Origin of the sequence: Nonomuraea sp. SYSU D8015 (genome assembly GCF_008065375.1) — a bacterium.
Classification (GTDB): Bacteria; Actinomycetota; Actinomycetes; order Streptosporangiales; family Streptosporangiaceae; genus Nonomuraea.
In genome coordinates this window covers 537,491-556,950 of the sequence record NZ_VJYI01000004.1, presented here as the reverse complement: position 1 = coordinate 556,950, position 19,460 = coordinate 537,491, and the positions used below count along the sequence as shown (strand labels likewise).

Sequence of the window (19,460 nt, the reverse complement as noted above, 5' to 3'; positions counted from 1 at the left end):
TCAGCTAAACCCCCTATACACGGCGCAGTGCTGCCGATCGGATCCCCCCTTCCGGTACGCTTCACGCCCGGCAACCTGTGCCGATCTCCAGAACTTCCCCCTGGTAGGAGAACCCCCCCGATGACACCCAAACTGCGCCGCACCGCCGTCGCACTCGGCGTTGCAGTCGCTCTAGCGGTTACCGGCTGCAGCGGCTCCGACAGCACCACGAGCGCCTCGGCCGGCGCCAATGGCTTGGAGAAGACCACCATCAAGGTCGGGGCGATCCCGATCCCTGACTCCGTATCGGTCTACATCGCCATCAACAAGGGCTACTTCAAGCAGGAGGGCCTGACGGTCGAGCCGGTGGTCATCCAAGGCGGCGCCGCCGCGATGCCCCAGCTGATGAGCGGCGCCCTCGACGTCACGCTCCAGAACTACGTGTCGGGGTTGGTGGCCTTCAGCAAGGGCCAGAAGATCAAGCTGGTCGCGGAGGCCTCCCAGGGCGCCCCGAACACGTTCAACATCATGGTCCCGAAGGACTCCCCCATCAAGACGGTGGCGGACCTGAAGAACAAGACCGTCGCGGTCAACACCTTCAACAACATCGGCACGCTCGCCGTGGAGACGCAGCTCAAGGTGGCCGGGCTCACCAAGGACGACATCAAGTACAAGGAAGTCCCGTTCCCCGAGATGGGCAACGCGCTCACCAATGGCGTGGCCGACGCGGGCTGGATGGTCGAGCCCTTCATCACGAGCACTCAGACCAATCAGGGCTTCCGCAAGCTGGCCGACACGATGACCGGCCAGACCGAGAACTTCCCCATCTCCGGCTGGTCGGTCACCGAGGAATGGGCGAAGAAGCACCCGAAGACGCTGGCCGCGTTCCAGCGAGCGGTCGCCAAAGCGCTGAAGGACGTCTCGACCGACCGTAAGGAGCTCGAGAAGGCCCTGCCGACGTACACGAAGATCGACGCGAAGACCGCGTCCGTGATCACGCCGCTCACCTACCCGACCGAGCTGACCGCGAACCGCCTGCAGAAGGTGGCCGACCTCCTGCTCGAATACAAGTACATCGCGAGCGCGATCGACGTGAAGTCCATCATCGTCCCGGCCCCCCCGGCCGGATGACCGGTGCTCGAGTGCTCCGCGGCGTCGCCGGCGCCGCGGGGCTCGTTGCCGTCGGGGAGCTGCTCATCCGCTTCGTCATGAGCGATGACGTGATCTTCCCGGCTCCCTCGACCATCCTGTACGAAGCCGCGCTCCTCCTGGTCGACACCGAGTTCCTGACCGGACTCGGCACGACCCTGACCAACTGGGCGCTCGGCCTGCTGATCGCGATCGGGATCGCCGTCCCCCTGGGCGTGCTGCTCGGCGCGCTGCCGCCGGTGGAGCGGGCCATCAGGCCCGTGCTGGAGTTCATGCGCCCGATCCCCTCCGTCGCGATCATCCCGCTCGCCATCCTGCTGATCCCGGTGGACGGGCTGATGAAGGTCTCGGTCATCGTGTACGCCTGCATGTGGCCGATCCTGATCAACACCCTCTACGGCATGCACGACGTGGACCCGCAGGCCAAGGAGTCCCTGCGCAGCTTCGGCTTCGGCCCGCTGGCCGTGCTGGTCCGGGTGAGCCTGCCCAGCGCCGCCCCGTTCGTCGCGACCGGGGTCAGGATCGCCGCGGGCATCGCGCTGATCCTGGCGGTCAGCGCCGAGCTGATTGCCGGCGGCACCGCCGGCGTCGGCGTCTTCGTGTTGCAGGCCGGCAGCGGCAACCGGATGGACCTCATGATGGCGGCGACGTTCTGGGCCGGGATGTTCGGCGTGTTCGCGAACCTGGCGCTGCTGGCCGGGGAGCGCCGCCTGTTCCACTGGCACCGCATGCGGACGGGAGCGCAGCAGTCGTGAAAACCCTCGTGAAGGTCGGCGCCAGGCTCTGGGTCGTCCCCGTGGTGCTCCTCGTCTGGGAGTTCATCGCGCGTGGGCTGGAGGACATCGACTTCCCCCCGCCCACGACGATCATCGTCCGCATGTACGAGCTGTGGTTCTCCGGGCCCGTCTCGCGGATCTTCCTCACCGACGACGCGGTGGACAACCTGCTGCCGAGCCTCGGCCGCATGTTCAGCGGCTGGATCCTGGCCGCCGTGCTCGGCGTCGTGCTCGGCATGCTGATCGGGCGCTCGCGCACGGCGGCCGACTACGTGGACCCGCTGATCGAGTTCGGCCGGGCCATCCCGCCGCCGCTGCTGCTGCCGGTGTTCCTCGTGCTGTTCCAGGCCGGGCTGAAAATGCAGCTGGCCGCGATCGCGTTCGGCGTGATCTGGCCCGTGCTGCTCAATACGATCGACGGGGTGAGGGCCGTGGACCGCACCTACACCGAGACGGCCAGGGTCTTCAACCTGTCGAAGGCGCAGTACCTGCGCGTGGTGGTCCTCCCGGCCGCCTCACCGAAGATCTTCGCCGGGTTGCGGCTGAGCCTGTCGCTGGCGCTGATCCTCATGGTCATCTCGGAGTTGTTCGGCAGCACCGACGGCATCGGCTACCAGCTGCTGCAGGCGCAGCGCAGCTTCGACGGCGCCGGGGTCTGGGCCACCATCGCCCTGCTCGGCGTGCTCGGCTATCTCGTGAACTCCCTGTTCGTGGTGGTCGAGCGGCGTCTGCTCGTCTGGCACCGGCAGGCCACTCGCAACGCGTGACCGTTCTGGAAGGACTTATGTCGCACTCCGACGACCTCCTCTGGGGAGCCACGAGCGACCTGTCACGTTTCGCGGCGCTGCTGACCATGGCGGAGCTGGGCTTGGCCGACCACCTGGCGCAGGGCCCGCTAGACACGGCCGAACTGGCCGGGCGGGCCGGCGCGGACGCGCCCTCACTGCGCCGGGTCCTGCGAGAGCTGGCCGGCATGGGCCTGGTGCGCCTGGCGAGGCCGGACGTCTACGACCTCACCCCCAAAGGCACCGCACTGCGCTCGGACGTGCCCGACTCGGTCCGTTCCTCGATCCGCATGCTCGGAGAGGAGGGCTTCTGGTACGCCATGGGCATGCTCCCCGCAACGGTGCGGGAGGGCAGCTCGGCCTTCGTGAAACGGTACGGCCACCTCTACGATCACCTCGCGAAGAACCCCACGTCGAGCAGCCTGTTCGACGACTACATGACGCGCCGGGCGCTCACCTTCACCGAGGGCCTGGCCAAGCGGTACACCTTCCCCGCCGCCGCGACCATGGTCGACGTGGCCGGCGGCAAGGGACACATCCTGGCCGCCGTGCTGCACGCCAACCCGCAGATGCGAGGCATCCTGTTCGACCTGGAGCACGTGACCGCGCACGCCGCGCAGACGCTGGCCGCTGAGGGACTGTCCGACCGGACGGAGGTCGTCTCCGGCGACTTCTTCGACTCGGTCCCCGCCGTCGGCGACGTCTACCTGCTGGCCAGCGTCCTGCACAACTGGGACGACGAGGACGCCGTCAAGATCCTGCGCAACGTCCGACGAGCCATGAACCCCGGCAGCCGTGTCCTCGTGCTGGAGGTCGTGCTCCCCGACGACGAGGCGCCGCACCTGGGCAAGGACATCGACATGCGGATGCTGGCGATCTTCAACGGCGCCGTCGAGCGTAGCCGCGGGGAGTACGCGGCCCTGCTCGACCGGGCGGATCTGACGCTCACCGACGTCGTCGAGCTGGGCTACGGCGCGAACCTCATCGAGGCCGTCCCCCGCTGACCGCCGCCGGCGATCGACGACTCGGGCGCTGCCCTCCCGCACGGCGGGGAGGTCGCGCCCGACGTCGTCTCCCGTAACGGCCGGCGTCCTGCTGCTCGGCGTGCTGGGCTTCGCGTTCAATTCCCCGTTCCTCATGGTGGAGCGGCGGGTGCCGGCCTGGCACCGCTACGCCCACCGCCTCGCTTAGGAAGACCACTCCTGTGACCGACCTGCTGCTGAAGAACGTGAAGGTTGTGACCCACGACCGGGACGACCCCGTCGAGGCCGACATCGCGATCGCCGACGGGCGCGTCGAACGGGTCGGACCCGGGCTGTCCGGCGCCGCCCAGGTGATCGACGGAGGCGGGCGGCTGGCCTTCCCCGGGGTCGTGGACGCCCATCAGCACTGGGGGATCTACAACCCGCTGCCCGCGGACACCGAGTCGGAGAGCCGGGCGAGCGCCCAGGGCGGCGTGACGACCGCGCTCACGTACATGCGGACCGGACAGTACTACCTCAACAGGGGCGGCCCCTACGCGGAGTTCTTCCCCGAGGTGCTGGCTCAGGCCGAGGGCAGGGCCTACGTCGACTACGGGTTCCACCTGGCGCCCATGTCGAGCGGTCACATCGCCGAGCTCCCCGACCTGGTCGAGCGGTTCGGGGTCACGTCGTTCAAGATCTTCATGTTCTACGGGGGCCACGGGTTGCACGGGCGCTCCGACGACCAGCGGGCCTTCCTCATGCTGCCCGACGGCGAGCGTTACGACTACGCGCATTTCGAGTTCGTGATGCGCGGGGTTCAGGCGGTCAGGGAGCGCATGCCCGAGCTGGCGGGCGAGATCTCGCTGTCGCTGCACTGCGAGACGGCTGAGATCATGACCGCGTACACCAAGATCGTCGAGGAGTCGCGCGAGCTGAGCGGGCTGGCGGCCTACAGCGCCTCCCGCCCGCCGCACTCCGAGGGGCTGGCCGTCTTCGTCGCCTCCTACCTGGCCCACGAGACGGGCCTGGCCACCGTCAACCTGCTCCATCTGTCCTCCGCCAAGGCCATGGACGCCGCCGTGCGCATGGCGGCGACGTTCCCGCACATCGACTTCCGGCGCGAGGTCACGATCGGTCACCTGCTCGCCGACATCGACACGGCGAGCGGCATCGGCGGCAAGGTCAACCCGCCGATCAGGCCGCGCGAGGACGTCGAGGCGCTGTGGCGGCACGTGCTCGACGGCACGGTGGACTGGGTGGTCAGCGACCACGCGTGCTGCCGCGACGAGCTGAAGTTCGGCGACCCGCGCGACGACGTATTCCTGGCCAAGGCGGGGTTCGGCGGCGCCGAGTACCTCCTGCCCGGACTGATCACCGAAGGGCGCCGCAGGGGTCTTCCGTACGGCCGCATCGCCGCCTTGACCTCGTGGAACCCGGCCAGGCGGTTCGGCCTGCGCGCCAAGGGCACGATCGCGCCCGGGTACGACGCCGACATCTGCCTGGTCGACCCCGGGCGCACCTGGACGGTGCGCGCGCAGGACTCGGAGTCGGCGCAGGAGTACACGCCGTTCGAGGGGTTCGAGCTGACCGCCAAGGTCACCGACACGTTCGTGCGCGGCCACCGCGTGCTGGAGGCCGAGAAGATCGTGGGTCGTCCCGTCGGCCGGTACGTTCGCCGGCCCGCCTGAACACGCCTTACCGCCGATGAACCGCATATCACGCCGCCGCCTCGCGCTCGTCCTGTCCGCCGCCGCTCTGGTGCTCGCCGGATGCGGCGGGGGCGAGGCGCCGATCCCGCCCCCCACCGGCCTCGAGAAGTCCACGATCCTGGTGGGCGCCCAGCCCACCTCCTATCCCGTGGCGTTGTACATCGCCCAGGCCGAGGGTTTCTTCAGGGAAGAAGGACTGACGGTCCAGCCCGTCTCGATCACGGGCGCGGACGCGCTGTCGCATGTCGAGAGCGGTGTCCTGGACCTCACGCAGGCCAACTACGTCTCCACGTTCCGGGCCGTGACCCGGGGCAGGGAGGTCAAGGTCGTCGCCGACATGTACCAGGCGGCTCCCGGCACCTTCGCCCTCATGGTCCCGCAGGACTCCCCGATCAGGACGGTGGCCAATCTGAAGGGCAGGACCATCCTGGTCAACGACCTCAGGAACATCGCCACGCTGGGCGTGACGGCGCAGCTCAGGGCGGCCGGCCTCAGCGAGGCCGACGTCACGTTCGCAGAGATGCCGTCCCCCGACATCGGGGAGGCGGTCAACGCGGGGCAGGCCGACGCCGGCTTGGTCGTCGAGCCCCACATCACGGCCAACAAGGGCGCGCTCGGCTTCCGTGTGCTCGCCGACACGATGACGGGCCGGACGGCGGACCTGCCCATCGCCGGGTGGGTGGCCACCGACGATTGGGTGCTGAGGCATCCGAAGACGATGGCCGCCTTCCAGCGGGCGATCTCCAAGGCGCAGCGGCTCGCCTCCGGCGACCGCAAGGTGATCGAGGCCACGCTTCCGACGTACACGGTGATCGACGCCAAGATGGCCGCGGAGATCGCCCTCGGGGCCTATCCGAGCCGGCTCGACCCTGCCCGCCTGCAGAAGCTGGCGGATCTCATGCTCGAGTACAAGTACCTCCGCCGGCCGATCGACGTCACGTCGATCATCGCCCCGGACGCCGGGGTCCCGTCGGGTACGGGGCCCGACGGCCTGGCGGACGGGTGACGGACAGGCCGAGCAGCGGCGCCGCCGAAGGGGCGGAGGGGAGGTCGCCCACCGCGGCCAGGAGGGCGTCCACCCGGTCCGCCGGCAACGCCCGCCCCGCGTTGGAGCGGAACTTGACCGCCAGCTCATCCCGTGTCAGAGGGTGCTCCGGTCCGCCGCGCGAGGAGTCGACGCGGTGTTCCAGCGTCGAGCCGTCGCACAGCCGCACCCGCAGGGCGGCCGCGAACGCGCGTGGGAAGATCTCCGACGCCCGCTCGTCCGCCACGCAACGCACCCGCTTGGCGAGTGCGAGGCATTCCGGGGACAGAGCGGCGAAGTCGTCCAGCGCCAGCCCGAGCCCGCCGCCTCCGTACAGCGCCGCGGCCACCGTGTAGGGGCCGGAGAACTTCGCGTGGTACGGCGAGCTGGGGGCGATCTTGTCCTCGCGGGGCTCCGCGATCGTCCGCAGCACCGGGCCGGCCACTCCGACCTCGATGTCCTCGACCTCGTCAGGGGTCAGGCCGCCGGCCCGGAGCGCCAGGGCGCAGTCGACGGCCGGGTGGGTGAAATGGTTCGTCGGGTACGGCTTGTAGACCGTACGCAGGAGCTCCCACCTGTCGCCCAGGTCCGAGAGCAGCGCCGAGGCGTCGAAGCGGCCGTCGAGCCAGGCCTGGAAGAAACCGAACCGGCCCTCCAGCACGGTGGGCGGCCCGGTCACACCCTCCAGGGCGAGCACGGCGGCCGAGACGCCCGCGTGAGCGGCCCAGCCGCAGTGGACCCGCTTGACCGTCCCGCCCGTGCGGTTGGCCTCGATCACGCCCGCGCCCATGCTGGCCGCCACCCCTACCGCGTGGGCGAGGCCGTCCGCCGTCAGGCCGTACAGGAGCCCGGCCGCGACCGCGGCGCCGAGCGTGCCGCAGATGGACGTCGCGTGCTGGCCCTTCTCGAAGAACAGCGAGTTGCGCGCCTCCGGCAGGTAGGAGGCCATCCCCAGGCGGTTGCACACCTCGACGCCGGCCGCGACGGCCGCGACGAGAGCCGCCCCGCTCGCGCCCACGGCCTCGGCGACGGCCAGCGCGGCCGGCACCACGGGAGCGCTGGGATGCAGCACCGACGGCAGGTGGGTGTCGTCGTAGTCGAGCGCGTGCGCCAGCGTGCCGTTGACCAGCGCCGCCGACGGCGCGGGAAGCCGGAGGCCGCTGCCGATCGCGGTCGCCTCCTCGCTGCCGCCCCATCGGCGCGCGGCCCGCAGCACGGCCGGGGCCGCGTCGCCGTCCGGCTCGGCGTAGGCGGCGAGGCAGTTGCCCAGCACGTCGAGCACCCGTCCGGTGACGTCGTCGCGCACCCGGGCGGGGACGCCCTCGTCACGGCAGGCGGCCGCGAACTCGGCGAGCCGCTGGACATGAGTCGTCCTCGTCATGGCGTCAGCCGACCACCGCGAGCGGGCGGACCGGCGCGCCGGTGGCGCCGGCGATCGGCAGCGGGTTGAGCACCAGCAGGAACTCGCGTGTCCCCGAGTCGAGCAGCTCGGTCAGCCGCATGGTCTCCACGATGTTGATGCCCGACTCCACCAGCATGATCCGGTGCACGGGCAGCGTGGCGTGCCCGCGGTCGGCCGCGATGTGCTCGAAGGCGATGGTCTCGCCGCCCACCACGCGCGGGCGGTGCGCGGCCAGCCAGCGTGCCGCCTCGGCGCCGGGCCCGGGGACGCCGTCCCGCAGGCCGACGAACTGCTCCCCGGACGACCACAGCCGGGACCAGCCGGTGCCGACGAGCACCGCGTCACCGGCGCGGATCTCCAGGTCGCCCAGGGCCAGCGAGAGGTCGTCGGGGGTGATCTCGTAGCCCGGCGGCAGCGTCTCCACGCCCTGCACGGCGGCCACGTCGAGCAGCACGCACCGGCCGACGTACGGCTCGAACCCGTCGATCGCCAGCGAGCTGAAGCCCTCGTGCGACATCACCTCGGCCGCGGGCCGCCCGCCGTACAGGAGTCCGTCCTGGGAGACGTGCGCGAGGGCGTCCACGTGGGTGCCGACGTGCCCGCCCGTGACGATGATCTCGTTGGCGGCGGAGCCGCCGTCGGGCCTGACCAGGTCACCGTGCCGGCGCTCCAAGGTCATCCGGAACGGAGGATGGTTGGGGGACTGCGGCATGCCTTCGCGCATCGGCTGGGCGAGATCCAGGACCCGCGCCCCTTCCAGGGCCTTCCACAGGGACATCTCGGATGACTCCCCCGTTCCCGTCGTCACCACACCCCGTCGGGACCCTTCCCCGGAAGGACCCCGCCGAGGGCGGCGGGGCGGGGGAACGCGGGCCCACCGTGATGATCGTGCGGCCTACGAGGCTAGCCACTCCAGCCGGGCACGGCCATCCGGACCGTGAGCGCGTGCTCGACGAGGTTGATCAGCGTGCTCTTCACCGAATCCTTCTTGCGGGCGTCCAGCCGCACCAGCGGGATGTGGGGCGCGAGCGTCAGGGCGTCGCGCACTTCCGAGTCGCTGTGCGGATATTGCCCGTCCCATCCGTTGACGCCCACGATGAACGGCAGCTGCGCCTCCTCGAAATAGTCGATGGCCGGGAAGCTGTCGGCAAGACGGCGCGTGTCCACCAGCACGACGGCGCCGATCGCCCCTCGTACCAGGTCATCCCACATGAACCAGAACCTGTGCTGCCCGGGCGTGCCGAACAAGTACAGGATCAGGTCGCGGTCCAGCGACACGCGGCCGAAGTCCATGGCCACGGTCGTGGTCGACTTCAGCGGCGTCATGCCCAGGTCGTCGATCCCCGCGGAGGCGTCGGTCATGACCGCCTCCGTGGTCAACGGCATGATCTCCGACACCGCGCCGACGAACGTCGTCTTGCCCACCCCGAACCCTCCAGCCACCACGATCTTCGTCGAGGTGAGGCCGGGGCTAGAGCCTGCGAAGTCCACTGAGCACCCTTTCGAGCAGATTTACGTCCGGCCGGCCGGCGTCCAGCTGTGGCTGGTGCACGCGGACCAGGCCTTCGGCCGCCATGTCGGCGATCAGCACACGAGCCACGCCGAGAGGGATCCGCAGCAGTGCCGACACCTCGGCCACGGACCGGACCTGCCGGCACAGCTCACTGATCGCCCGGTACTCCGGCGTGATATGCGAGAACTCGCGGTGCTCGGCCGTGGCCGAGGACACGAGAGCCTCCATCGCCAGCTTGACCCGCGGCGCCGTCCGTCCACCTGTCACCGCGTACGGACGGACGGGCGAAGCGGGGTCTGGGTTCAGCTGCGACTGGGACTGTGGCTGTGGCGGGGGCGCCCAACCGCCGCTGGTCCATGTGGGGTCTGACACGTACATCACCTGGTCTGGCTGGCACGCAGCTCCGCGCGCACAGCCGGAGTCAGCACCTGACCGGCGCGATCGACCATCAGCGTCATCTGGTACGCCACCAGACCCATGTCGCAGTCTGGAGCGGCCAGCACCGCCAGGCACGAGCCGTCGCTGATCGACATGATCAGCATGAGCCCGCGCTGCATCTCCACGATCGTCTGGTTGACCGCACCGCCCTCGAACACCCTTGCCGCGCCCTGCGTCAGGCTCACCAGACCCGACGCGATGGCGGCAAGCTGATCAGCCCGGTCCGCCGGGAATCCCGACGAGGCCGCCAATGGCAGCCCGTCCGATGAGACGACCACCGCGTGCGCGACACCCGGGACCGTGCTGACGAAATCGGTGATCAGCCAGTCGACCCCGCGTGCCGCGTGGCTCAGCTCATTCACACGCCCTCCTCTCTATCGTTACGCGGGCCAGAGGAAAACGCCCTGCCCTCGCTGATGTCGTCACGTGCCGCTCTGAAGCCCTGCTGGAAGCTCGAAAGACGGCTGCGCACCCGGTCCGGCGACACCGACGGCATCGGCGTCACGCCCTTGGGCGAGGCCGCCGTGGCGGCCGAGCCGGGCACCAGGTTGGCCTTGGGCACCCGTTTGGGGAGCCCGGCCGCGGTCGATTCGCCGCGTTTCGGCTCGACGACCGCCTCCGCGGCGCTCCAGCCCTCGTCCGCCTTGGTCGAGTTCCAGCTCTTGTCGCGCCCGAACCAGGCGGACTCCACGGCGGCGAAGATCGGCAGATAGTCGTCCCCGCCGGAGGCCGGTGCGGCCGACGGCATGGAGCCCGGCCCTGAGGACTCGGAGTTGGGGAAGTCGAACCCCGGCCGCTGCGGCGGCATGGTGTCGCCGTTCCAGCCGCCGCGCGGCGGCTCGCCGGGCGTGGGGCGTTTGGGCAGGGTGCCGCCGTTCCAGGACGCGCCGCGCGGCGTGGACCAGACGTCGGAGTCGTCGAAGCCGCCGCGCGGCTCGGAGTGCCACGCGGTGGGGTCGGGCTGCCACTGGGGCGACGCCGGCCAGCCGCCGCCCGCCTCCGGGTTGGACGGGAAGGACGGGTGTCCCGGCCCCATCTGGTACGTCGGCCGCGGCGGCCAGTCCGTGGCGGGCGGCGCGGGATGCGGCCCCGAGTACGGCTCGCCGCCGCCGCTCCCGGCCCCGGAGAAGGCCAGCGGCTGGTCGCCCACGGGGGCGGGCGGCTGGTTGAACGGCGAGGGCTCGTCACCGGCGAGGGCCGGCGGCGGGTTGTACGACGGGGGCTGGTTGCCGGAGTAGGACGGTGTGCCGGTGTAGGCGGGGGCCTGGGAGCCCAGCATGTTCTCCGGGATGAGCACCATCGCGGTCAGGCCGCCGGAGCTGTGCGGGCGCAGCTGCACCCGGATGCCGTGCCGGTGCGCCAGCCTGGCCACCACGAACAGGCCCATCCGCCGCGACACCGACACGTCCACCGTCGGCGAGTCCGTCAGCCGCTCGTTGGCCTGGGCCAGCTCCTCCTGCGTCATGCCGATGCCGGAGTCGCTGATCGACAGCATCACGCCGCCGCCGTCGATCCTGCTGCCCGACACCGTCACCCGCGTCTCCCGCGGAGAGAACGACAGGGCGTTCTCCACCAGCTCCGCCAGCAGGTGGATCACGTCGTTGACGGCCTGCCCCGCCACCGACACGCCGTCGGGCACCTGGAGCACCACCCGCTCGTAGTTCTCCACCTCCGACAGTGAGGCCCGCGCCACGTCGACCAGCTTCACCGGCTGGCTCCACCGGCGCGGCGGGTCCTGGCCAGCCAACACCAGCAGGTTCTCGCTGTTGCGCCGCATGCGCGTGGCCAGGTGGTCGAGCTTGAACAGGTTGCCGAGCCGCTGCTCGTCCTGCTCGCCCTGCTCCAGCCCGTCGATGAGGGTGATCTGCCGCTCCACCAGCGTCTGGCTGCGCCGCGACAGGTTCACGAACATGGCGTTGACGTTGCTGCGCAGCCGGGCCTCCTCGCCCGCCAGCCGGACCGCCTCGCGGTGCACCTCGTCGAACGCCCGCGCCACCTCGCCGATCTCGTCGTGCGTGTCCACGCCGATCGGGACGACCGGGCCGACCGCGCCGTCGCCGCTCTCGCGCAGCTGCTGCACGGTCTCGGGCAGCCGCTGCTCGGCGATGTCGAGCGCCTCGCGGCGCAGCCTGCGCAGCGGCCTGATGAGCGAGCGGGCGATGAGCGAGATGATGGCGAGCACCGCGAGCAGGAGCAGCAGGATGAGACCGCCGGAGATCAGCGCCGAGCGGTTGGCGCCCTCCTCCAGGGCCTTGGCCCGCAGGATCACCGAGGAGGCCAGGTCCTTCTCGACGCTGCGCATCGCGTCGATCTTGCCGGTGCTGACCTCGAACCACGTGGTCACGTCCCTGTTGGCCGGCGCGCCGATGCTCAGCTCCTTGCCCTCGGCCGACTGCGCCATGGCCCGCAGCCGGAAGAGGTCCGTCTGGTCCACGTCCCTGCCGACGACCGTGTTGCGGTAGAGCTCCAGCTGGTCGAGGTTGGCCAGCGTGGCGAACAGCGTCTCCTCGCTCTCCTCGCGCGACTTGGCGTCGGTGAGCGCGTCGAGCTCGCCGCTGTCGAAGCCCTTCTTGTCCAGCGCGCTGGCCAGGATGCCCCGCTGTTTGGACCCCTGCTCCTTGGCGCGGGCGATCGCCGCCATCGAGCTCGCGCTTCGGGAGACCTCGTCGTCGACGGCGACCTGGCCGACCTGGTCGTGGAACTGCAGGAGGGCCGCGATGATCTCCGAGTACTTCCTGATCATCGGCAGCGGCTGGATCTTCCCGTTGACCGCCGTGTCGCGCAGTGTCGGGATCTCCTCCAGGCGCCGCAGCACCGGTCGCACGGCCTCGGCGTGGGTGTCCGTGATCGCCCGTGCCCGCCCCTTGGCCTCCTCGATGAGGCCGTTCACGCCGCTGTACGTGGTGCGCAGCTGGGCCTCGCGGTTCTCGGGGCGGCCCTGGGCGATGTAGAGCGCGGTCTGGTCGCGTTCGAAGGACAGCTCATGGGTGACGGCCCCGAGCTGCTCGCTGAGCTCGGCGACCTCGCGGAGGGTCTGGTAGGTGTTGGCGTCGTTGAGCGAGGTGATCACGTTCAGCCCGCCGAGCCCCACGGCCACGGCCGTGGGAACGACGATCAGCGCGACGAGGCGTGACCGCACGTGCCAGTTGCCCAGTCCGAACCTGCCAGAGGACCTGCCAGAGGAAGGTTTGGACAGCCGGCGCTTCTCGTGCGCGTGCGGCTCGCGGTCGCTTGAAGCTTCAGCGCTCTGCGTTCTCACTGCCTTCGCAACCTCTCGCCCCGGAGGGGAATTCTCGGTGACATGCAGGTAAATGCACCTGGGGCAATATGTACGTCGAGATAAGCGCCATTTGAGCACACGGGTTAGCAAGGGCCAACCACCAATAGTGCCCCGATGAGGTGTTTATCCCTGATTGTCCGAAAAATACGACAGAATCGGTAGACCGCCTTCTATCTGCGAAAACAGGCAACGAGAGCCCGGCCCACCGTCCACATCGAGACCAGTGTGCGAGTTCGAAAGACCTGTACCATCAGCAACCGACGTCCCGCCGCCACCACCTTTCCCAAAAAGGACAAACACTCCGATTCTTACGGACCGTCAAAATTTACGATATAGCGGCAAACGGACATTGCAACCACAAGTGTTATCTTCGCGATAATGACCACCAATTTGGTGCTACGGTCGATCCCTGTTGTGCGTCAGGCACACAGCCCCCGGCAGCAGAACCCGCCGCCCGGTCCCCCCTGGCTCCATATGAAGGGAGTCCCTGACATGAGGCTTGGCCGTCCCGCCAGGGCCGCCATCATCGGATTAGCTTTGACACTCGGCGCCGTCGCGTGCAGCGCGGGCGGCTCCACGACCGCCAGCGCACCACCGGCCTCCGCCGGCGGCCTGGAGAAGACCAAGATCAAGATCGCTACCCTGCCGGCCATCGACAACGCCGCCCTCTACGTCGCGATCGACCAGAAGCTCTTCGAGAAGGAGGGGCTGGAGGTCACCCCGCAGGTCGTCCAGGCCTCACCCGAGGCCATCCCCATGCTGCTCAACGGCGAGATCGACGCCATGTTCGGCAACTACGTGTCGATGTTCCAGGCCCACGACAAGGGCGCGCTCAAGCTGCGCATCCTCGCCGAGGGCTCGCGCGCCGCCCCCGACTCGCTGAGCATCATGGCGCTGCCCAACTCGCCCATCAAGACGGCCAAAGACCTCGAAGGCAAGACGATCAACGTCAACGTCCTGCGCAACTTCCAGGAGCTGGCCCTCATGCAGGTGCTGAAGGCCAACAACGTCGACCCCGCCTCGATCAAATACGTCCCCGTGACGTTCCAGAACATCATGGCCTCCTGGAAGAGCGGCCAGATCGACGCCGCCTACCTCGGCGAGCCGATGGTCACGGCGGCCACGTCCAGGGAGGGCGCCCGCAAGATCCTCGACCCGGCCTCCGGCCCCGCCAAGGAGTTCCCGATCTCCGGGTACGTCAGCACCCAAGACTGGTACGACAAGAACCCGAAGGTCGCGGCGGCGTTCCAGCGGGCCATCCACAACGCGGCCAAGCTGATGGAGACCAACCGCGAGTCGGTGGCCAAGGTGCTGCCGACCTTCACGCAGATCGACGCGGCCACCGCGGCCACCGTCACGTTCCCGTACTTCTCCAGCAACGACAACCCGGCCCGGCTGCAGCGCGTGGCCGACTGGATGCTGGAGGCCAAGTGGCTCTCCAAGTCGATCGACGTCAAGGCGCTCATGTCGCCGACCACGTCGGGGTGAGCGCTCAGACCCTGACCCGCGCCCGCCCGGCCGGCGCCGCCACGCGGTGGTCGCGCCGGGCGGCCGGGGCCGTCGCCTTCGCGGCGCTGATCGAGCTGCTGAGCCGGTCGGGCCTGGCCGATCGCGAGTTCCTGCCGCCGGCGACGGAGATCGTCGCGCGGGCGGTGGAGCTCGTGTCCGACCCGGCCTTCGGCACCCACGCCCTGACGAGCCTGCTCGCCTGGGCCGCCGGGCTCGGCCTCGCGACGTTGATCGCGGTGCCGCTCGGCCTGCTGCTCGGCAGCGTGCCCGTCATCGACGCGGCCACCCGCTCGGTCGTGGAGTTCCTGCGGCCGATCCCGTCGGTGGCGCTGATCCCGCTGGTGGCGCTCGTGATCGGCACGGGCCTGCAGCTGCGGATCACGCTGGTGGTCTACGCCTCCCTGTGGCCGATCCTCTACAACACGATGTACGGCCTGCGCGGCGTCGACCCGCTGGCCAAGGAGTCGCTCCGGTCGTACGGCTTCGGCCCTCTGTCCGTGCTGCTGCGGGTCTCGCTGCCGTCGTCGGCGCCCTTCATCACGACCGGCGTGCGGCTGGCCGCCGGGGTGGCGCTGATCCTGACCGTCAGCACCGAGATCGTGGCCGGGCGGGGCGAGGGCATCGGCGTGTTCATCTTCTTCGCCGGCATCGCCGTGCCCGCGCGGATGACCGACATCCTGGCCGGGGTCTGCTGGGTGGGGCTGTTCGGGGTCGCGGTCAACGCGCTGCTGGTCGCCTTCGAGCGGCGGGCGTTCCGCTGGCATCACGCGCGGTTGGGAGAGCAGCGATGAACGCGGGGAGGCAGGGATGAAGGCCGCCGCGGAGGTCTCCGCGAGGGCCGGGTTCGTCAGGAGGGCCCGGGTCGCGCGGCGGAGAGGCATGCGGACGGCCGCCTTCCGCTGGCTGGTGCTCGCCGTGCTGCTCCTCCTGTGGGAGGTGGCCACCAGGGCGGCCGGCAGCGCGTTCTTCCCCACACCGAGCACGATCGTGGCACGCATGCACGCGATGTGGTTCTCCGGGCCGCCGAGCCGGCTGTTCCTGACCGACCTGGCCATCGACAACGTCCTGCCCAGCCTCGGCCGGATGGCCGCCGGGTTCGCCGGGGGCGCGCTGGCCGGGGTCGTGCTCGGGCTGGCGGTCGGGCTGTCGGCCCGGGTCTACGACTACCTGGACGGGGTGTTGCAGTTCCTGCGCGCCATCCCTCCGCCCGCGCTGATCACCGTGTTCCTGGTGCTGTTCGGGTTCGGGCTGCGGATGCAGCTGGCGTTCATCATGTTCAGCATCCTGTGGCCGGTGCTGCTCAACACCGCCGACGGCGCCCGCTCGGTCGAGCCGCTGCACCTGCAGACGTGCCAGGTGTTCCGGCTGTCGCGGACCGAGCGGCTGCGCCGGGTGATCATCCCGTCGGCGCTGCCCAAGATGTTCGCCGGGCTGCGGCTGGCGCTGTCCCTGTCCCTGATCGTCATGGTGTTCTCCGAGCTGCTGCCCGGCACCACGAACGGCATCGGATTCCAGCTGACAGACGCGTACTCGATGTTCGACCTGCCCGCCATGTGGGCCGGGATCGTCCTGCTCGGCGTGCTCGGCTATCTGCTGAACGAGCTGTTCCTCCTCGTGGAGCGCCGGGTGCTGGCCTGGCATGCGTGAAAGACGTTTACGCGACGGACATGTCCAACTTTCCCCGCTCCGATAGAGTTCTGTGCTAACTCTCCACTCGTCCGCGGTCTCGCCCCCTAGGAACCCCCATTGCTCGAGATAGACAACCTCTCTCACGTCTACGGTCCCGGCACCCCTAACGAGCACCGCGCCATCGACGGACTCAACCTCAGCGTCGCCGCGGGCGAGCTGCTGTGCATCGTGGGGCCGTCGGGCTGCGGGAAATCCACGCTCCTGCGGTCGATCGCCGGCCTGATCAGCCCCACGGGCGGGCAGGTCACGGTCGAGGGCAACGTGGTGCGCCAGACGCCGGACAACCTGGCCGTGGTCTTCCAGGACTACAGCCGCTCGCTGTTCCCGTGGATGACCGTGGCCGACAACGTCGCACTGCCGCTGCGCCGCAAGAACATGGACAAGAAGGCGCGGCGCGAGGCCGCCCAGGAGGCGCTGGAGTCGGTCGGCCTGGCGGATGCGGGGCGCAAATACCCCTTCCAGCTGTCGGGCGGCATGCAGCAGCGCGTGGCGATCGCGCGGGCGCTGGCGTACCGGCCGTCGCTGATGCTCATGGACGAGCCGTTCGGGTCGGTGGACGCGCAGACCAGGGAAGACCTCGAGGACCTGGTGCTCAAGGTGCGCGGCCACCACCAGATGACGATCGTGCTCATCACGCACGACATCGACGAGAGCGTGTACGTGGGCGACCGCGTGGTCGTCCTGTCCAAGGCCCCCGCGCACGTGGTCGGCGACCTCAAGGTCGACCTGCCCGCGCCCCGCGACCAGATCAGCACCCGCGAGCACCCCGACTTCGTGCACCTCCGCGCCGAGGTTGGCCGCCTGGTCCGCGGCCACGCCACGGTCTGACCGCCCCGGGTCCCGCAGGACGCCGACGACGTTCGCCGTCGGCGTCCTCCACAACGGCCGTCAGTGGGGCACGGACGGCATCTTCTTGATTCCGGTCCGCTGGAATATCCCTTTACTGTGACGACGCATGCCGGTGCCGAAGTATGACGGCCGAAAAGGCAACCCGGCGCTTATTCTGAGGGCGTGGAGGATGTTCTCGCGGGCCGCGACTGCACGTGGGTGTTCGAGACGGATTCGCTGCGCGTCAGGCCCGGCCCCAAGGCTTCCAAACTCCTTTCCGAGCTCGGCGAGCGGGTCGTCCCCTATGCGGCGATCGCTGATGCCGCGATCGTTCCGGGCAAACGCGACACCGTGACGCTGCAGGTGACGCCGCGGCGGGGCGCGGACCCCGTCATGAGCGTCGCGGCAGGTCAACTCAGGGATTCGGCGGATCCGTACCGGCTGGTGCTGCCCGCGGAGAAGGAGACGCTGGCTGATTACTACGCCGAAGAGCTGCGTTCGGCCATCACCGATCCCGGGCCCGCCGAGCGATTCCTCGTCGCCGCTCCCCCGGTGCCGCGGAGTTTCAAGGCATATGACGGGGCGGCGACTTTCGATGGTGAGACCGTCACTTTCACCTGGTTCTGGTCGGGAGCGTCGTGGGCCAAATACCGAGCCGGTGACCAGCGTTTTTCGATTTCGGAGCTGGAAGGCGTGGAATGGCACGCGCCGGAGGTCGCGAGCGGCTCGCTCCGGCTGAAGGTGCGCGGCCGCCCGGCGCCGTCCGACCCGAACAAGGACCCCGCGTCCGTGGTCTTCGGCCTCGGCTGGGGCGCCGCCCACAAGTCCCTCCCCTTCGCCGCCGCCGTCCTGGCCGCGATCCCGGCCCCGGCGCCGTCCCCGGCCGAGCTCGCGCCCCCCGCTCCCTCGGGGGCGGAGGTGGCCGACCTGATCACCAAGCTGGGCGAGCTGCGCGATGCCGGCCTGCTGTCCGAGGAGGAGTTCCAGGCGAAGAAGACGGAGCTGCTGTCCCGGATGTGAGCCGGTCCCGGCTCACTGGGATCCGCCGCCGTGCCGCAGCAACGCCGTCAGCGGCTCACGGATGTCGGACGGATGCAGGTTGAGCCGGTCGAACTCGTCGGCCGTCACCCACATGAGCTCGAAGGTGTTGTCCGGCCCCTGCACCTCGGCCTCCACCCCGGAGAGGACCGGCGTGCCCTTGACGTCCGCCACGAGGAAATAGGAGGCCGGGCGGCGGTTGTGCCGTCCCGTCCACAACAGCCGATCGATGCTGCCCTCCAACGTCGTCTCCTCGTTGAGCTCGCGCAACGCCGCCGTCTCCGCGCTCTCGCCCTCCTCGACGTGGCCACCGGGCAGGACGGCGTAGTGGTGCCCCGGGCACATCGGCCCGCGCCAACCGTCCGCGTCGCACATGGCGCATCCCTCGGAGCGGCCCTGTCGGAGAAAGCGCTTGATGATCAGCACTCGGGGCCCGTCGACGACCACGGCGACGGCTCTGGGAATCGGCATGCGACCGATCATGACACCGTCCTCCGACAGTCTGATCTCGGAGGGAAGGAGGCCGGTACATCTGGCCCTCTCTGGGATCCGGGCAGGACCGGTGATGGCCGCCGGCGGTTAATCCGTCGACCCGGCCCGGGAGGTGTGCGGAAGGATGATCGGCATGGATCGAGAGCAGCTCAGCGCCATCGCACACCGCGACCACCCGATCGCCGCCCCCCGTCTCGGCGACGACCCTCGACCGGCTGCTGCGCCGGGCGGCCCTTCCCGAGGGCGCCCGCGTGCTCGATCTGGGGTGCGGCGAGGCCGTCTGGTCGCTGCGGGCGCTGGAGCTCGTCCCCTCGGCCGTGGCCGACGGGGTGGACATCTCCTCGCACGCCCTCTCGGCGGCGGAGCAGGCGGCCGCCGCCCGCGGCCTGACCGGCCGCCTGTCGCTGCACCAGACGCCGGCCACCGAGTTCTCCGCCACGAAGCCGTACGACCTGGTGCTCTGCGTGGGCGCCACCCACGCCTTCGGCGGGCTGAAGGAGACCATGGACGCGATCTCCGCGTTCGTCCGTCCGGGCGGGCTGGCGCTGGTCGGTGAAGGTTTCTGGGAACGGCCTCCCACTCCGGACCTCGTCGAGGCCATCGGCGCGTTCCCGGATCTGGCGGGCACGGTGGCGGCCGAGTCCGGCGGCTGGCTGACCGTCCACGGCCACGTGAGCGATCCGGCCGAATGGCACGAGTACGTGTTCTCGTGGACCGGCACGCTGGCCCGCTGGGCCGCCGCCAACCCCGGCCCCGACGGCGACCAGGCGCTCGCGGTCATGAGGGAGCACCGGGACCTGTGGCTCAATGGCTACCGGGGCGTGCTCGGCTTCGTGTCCCTCCTGCTTCAGCGCGTCGTCAAGTGAGCAGTCGATTGGGGGCCG

19 protein-coding genes are annotated in these 19,460 nt (G+C 69.9%); 12 read left to right on the top strand and 7 right to left on the bottom strand.

Features of this window, described 5'->3' with window-relative positions; all coding sequences use genetic code 11:
* Positions 1 to 120 precede the first annotated feature (120 nt).
* The 6 genes from ID574_RS21900 to ID574_RS21875 all read left to right on the top strand — a co-directional run bounded on the left by ID574_RS21900 (position 121) and on the right by ID574_RS21875 (position 6,369).
* Positions 121 to 1,110: an ABC transporter substrate-binding protein gene (locus ID574_RS21900; RefSeq protein ID WP_223166936.1), complete on the top strand. Its 990-nt coding sequence runs from the start codon at positions 121 to 123 to the stop codon at positions 1,108 to 1,110.
* Positions 1,107 to 1,883 (top strand): ABC transporter permease, encoded by a 777-nt coding sequence (locus tag ID574_RS21895; RefSeq protein WP_188190782.1) that lies wholly within the window; start codon positions 1,107 to 1,109, stop codon positions 1,881 to 1,883. The genes ID574_RS21900 and ID574_RS21895 overlap by 4 nt, the downstream gene beginning before the upstream one ends.
* The gene (locus ID574_RS21890; protein WP_223166935.1) at positions 1,880 to 2,671 is read left to right on the top strand and encodes an ABC transporter permease; all 792 of its coding nucleotides are present in this window, start codon (positions 1,880 to 1,882) and stop codon (positions 2,669 to 2,671) included. Before ID574_RS21895 ends, ID574_RS21890 begins: the two co-directional genes overlap by 4 nt.
* Positions 2,672 to 2,688: 17 nt before the next feature.
* Positions 2,689 to 3,693 carry a methyltransferase gene (locus ID574_RS21885; RefSeq protein WP_188190781.1) on the top strand — a complete coding sequence of 335 codons (1,005 nt, stop codon included), beginning with the start codon at positions 2,689 to 2,691 and terminating at the stop codon, positions 3,691 to 3,693.
* Between the two features lie 200 nt (positions 3,694 to 3,893).
* Positions 3,894 to 5,342 carry a dihydroorotase gene (locus ID574_RS21880; protein ID WP_188190780.1) on the top strand — a complete coding sequence of 483 codons (1,449 nt, stop codon included), beginning with the start codon at positions 3,894 to 3,896 and terminating at the stop codon, positions 5,340 to 5,342.
* 16 nt (positions 5,343 to 5,358) lie between these two features.
* Positions 5,359 to 6,369: an ABC transporter substrate-binding protein gene (locus tag ID574_RS21875; RefSeq protein WP_188190779.1), complete on the top strand. Its 1,011-nt coding sequence runs from the start codon at positions 5,359 to 5,361 to the stop codon at positions 6,367 to 6,369.
* On the opposite strand, the gene ID574_RS21870 is transcribed toward ID574_RS21875, so the two are convergent.
* The 6 genes from ID574_RS21870 to ID574_RS21845 form a co-directional block, all read right to left on the bottom strand.
* A complete protein-coding gene (locus ID574_RS21870) occupies positions 6,308 to 7,768 on the bottom strand; it encodes an MmgE/PrpD family protein (RefSeq protein ID WP_188190778.1) in 1,461 nt (486 codons plus the stop codon). The genes ID574_RS21875 and ID574_RS21870 overlap by 62 nt on opposite strands.
* A 4-nt stretch (positions 7,769 to 7,772) precedes the next feature.
* Complete coding sequence (locus ID574_RS21865) at positions 7,773 to 8,567, bottom strand: cyclase family protein (RefSeq protein ID WP_188190777.1); 795 nt, start codon at positions 8,565 to 8,567, stop codon at positions 7,773 to 7,775.
* Positions 8,568 to 8,692: 125 nt separating this feature from the next.
* Positions 8,693 to 9,280 (bottom strand): GTP-binding protein, encoded by a 588-nt coding sequence (locus ID574_RS21860; RefSeq protein ID WP_188190776.1) that lies wholly within the window; start codon positions 9,278 to 9,280, stop codon positions 8,693 to 8,695.
* The gene (locus ID574_RS21855; RefSeq protein ID WP_442939318.1) at positions 9,261 to 9,680 is read right to left on the bottom strand and encodes a DUF742 domain-containing protein; all 420 of its coding nucleotides are present in this window, start codon (positions 9,678 to 9,680) and stop codon (positions 9,261 to 9,263) included. The genes ID574_RS21860 and ID574_RS21855 overlap by 20 nt, the downstream gene beginning before the upstream one ends.
* Positions 9,680 to 10,102 carry a roadblock/LC7 domain-containing protein gene (locus ID574_RS21850; protein ID WP_188190775.1) on the bottom strand — a complete coding sequence of 141 codons (423 nt, stop codon included), beginning with the start codon at positions 10,100 to 10,102 and terminating at the stop codon, positions 9,680 to 9,682. Before ID574_RS21850 ends, ID574_RS21855 begins: the two co-directional genes overlap by 1 nt.
* On the bottom strand, positions 10,099 to 12,879 hold the full coding sequence (locus tag ID574_RS21845) for a sensor histidine kinase (RefSeq protein ID WP_188190774.1): 2,781 nt from the start codon (positions 12,877 to 12,879) through the stop codon (positions 10,099 to 10,101). Before ID574_RS21845 ends, ID574_RS21850 begins: the two co-directional genes overlap by 4 nt.
* Before the next feature lie 633 nt (positions 12,880 to 13,512).
* On the opposite strand from ID574_RS21845, the gene ID574_RS21840 reads away from it, so the two are divergent.
* From ID574_RS21840 to ID574_RS21820, 5 genes are all read left to right on the top strand, one after another.
* Positions 13,513 to 14,508, top strand: a complete 996-nt coding sequence (locus ID574_RS21840; protein ID WP_188190773.1) for an ABC transporter substrate-binding protein — start codon at positions 13,513 to 13,515, stop codon at positions 14,506 to 14,508.
* On the top strand, positions 14,505 to 15,320 hold the full coding sequence (locus tag ID574_RS21835) for an ABC transporter permease (protein WP_188190772.1): 816 nt from the start codon (positions 14,505 to 14,507) through the stop codon (positions 15,318 to 15,320). Before ID574_RS21840 ends, ID574_RS21835 begins: the two co-directional genes overlap by 4 nt.
* Before the next feature lie 16 nt (positions 15,321 to 15,336).
* Positions 15,337 to 16,176 (top strand): ABC transporter permease, encoded by an 840-nt coding sequence (locus tag ID574_RS21830; RefSeq protein WP_188190771.1) that lies wholly within the window; start codon positions 15,337 to 15,339, stop codon positions 16,174 to 16,176.
* A 99-nt stretch (positions 16,177 to 16,275) separates the two neighbouring features.
* Positions 16,276 to 17,046, top strand: coding sequence for an ABC transporter ATP-binding protein (locus ID574_RS21825; RefSeq protein ID WP_188190770.1), 771 nt, complete (start codon positions 16,276 to 16,278; stop codon positions 17,044 to 17,046).
* A 183-nt stretch (positions 17,047 to 17,229) separates the two neighbouring features.
* Complete coding sequence (locus ID574_RS21820; protein WP_188190769.1) at positions 17,230 to 18,066, top strand: DUF4429 domain-containing protein; 837 nt, start codon at positions 17,230 to 17,232, stop codon at positions 18,064 to 18,066.
* Between the two features lie 12 nt (positions 18,067 to 18,078).
* On the opposite strand, the gene ID574_RS21815 is transcribed toward ID574_RS21820, so the two are convergent.
* Complete coding sequence (locus tag ID574_RS21815) at positions 18,079 to 18,555, bottom strand: NUDIX hydrolase (protein WP_223166934.1); 477 nt, start codon at positions 18,553 to 18,555, stop codon at positions 18,079 to 18,081.
* Between the two features lie 272 nt (positions 18,556 to 18,827).
* On the opposite strand from ID574_RS21815, the gene ID574_RS21810 reads away from it, so the two are divergent.
* Complete coding sequence (locus tag ID574_RS21810; RefSeq protein WP_262496031.1) at positions 18,828 to 19,442, top strand: SAM-dependent methyltransferase; 615 nt, start codon at positions 18,828 to 18,830, stop codon at positions 19,440 to 19,442.
* Positions 19,443 to 19,460: the final 18 nt, after the last annotated feature.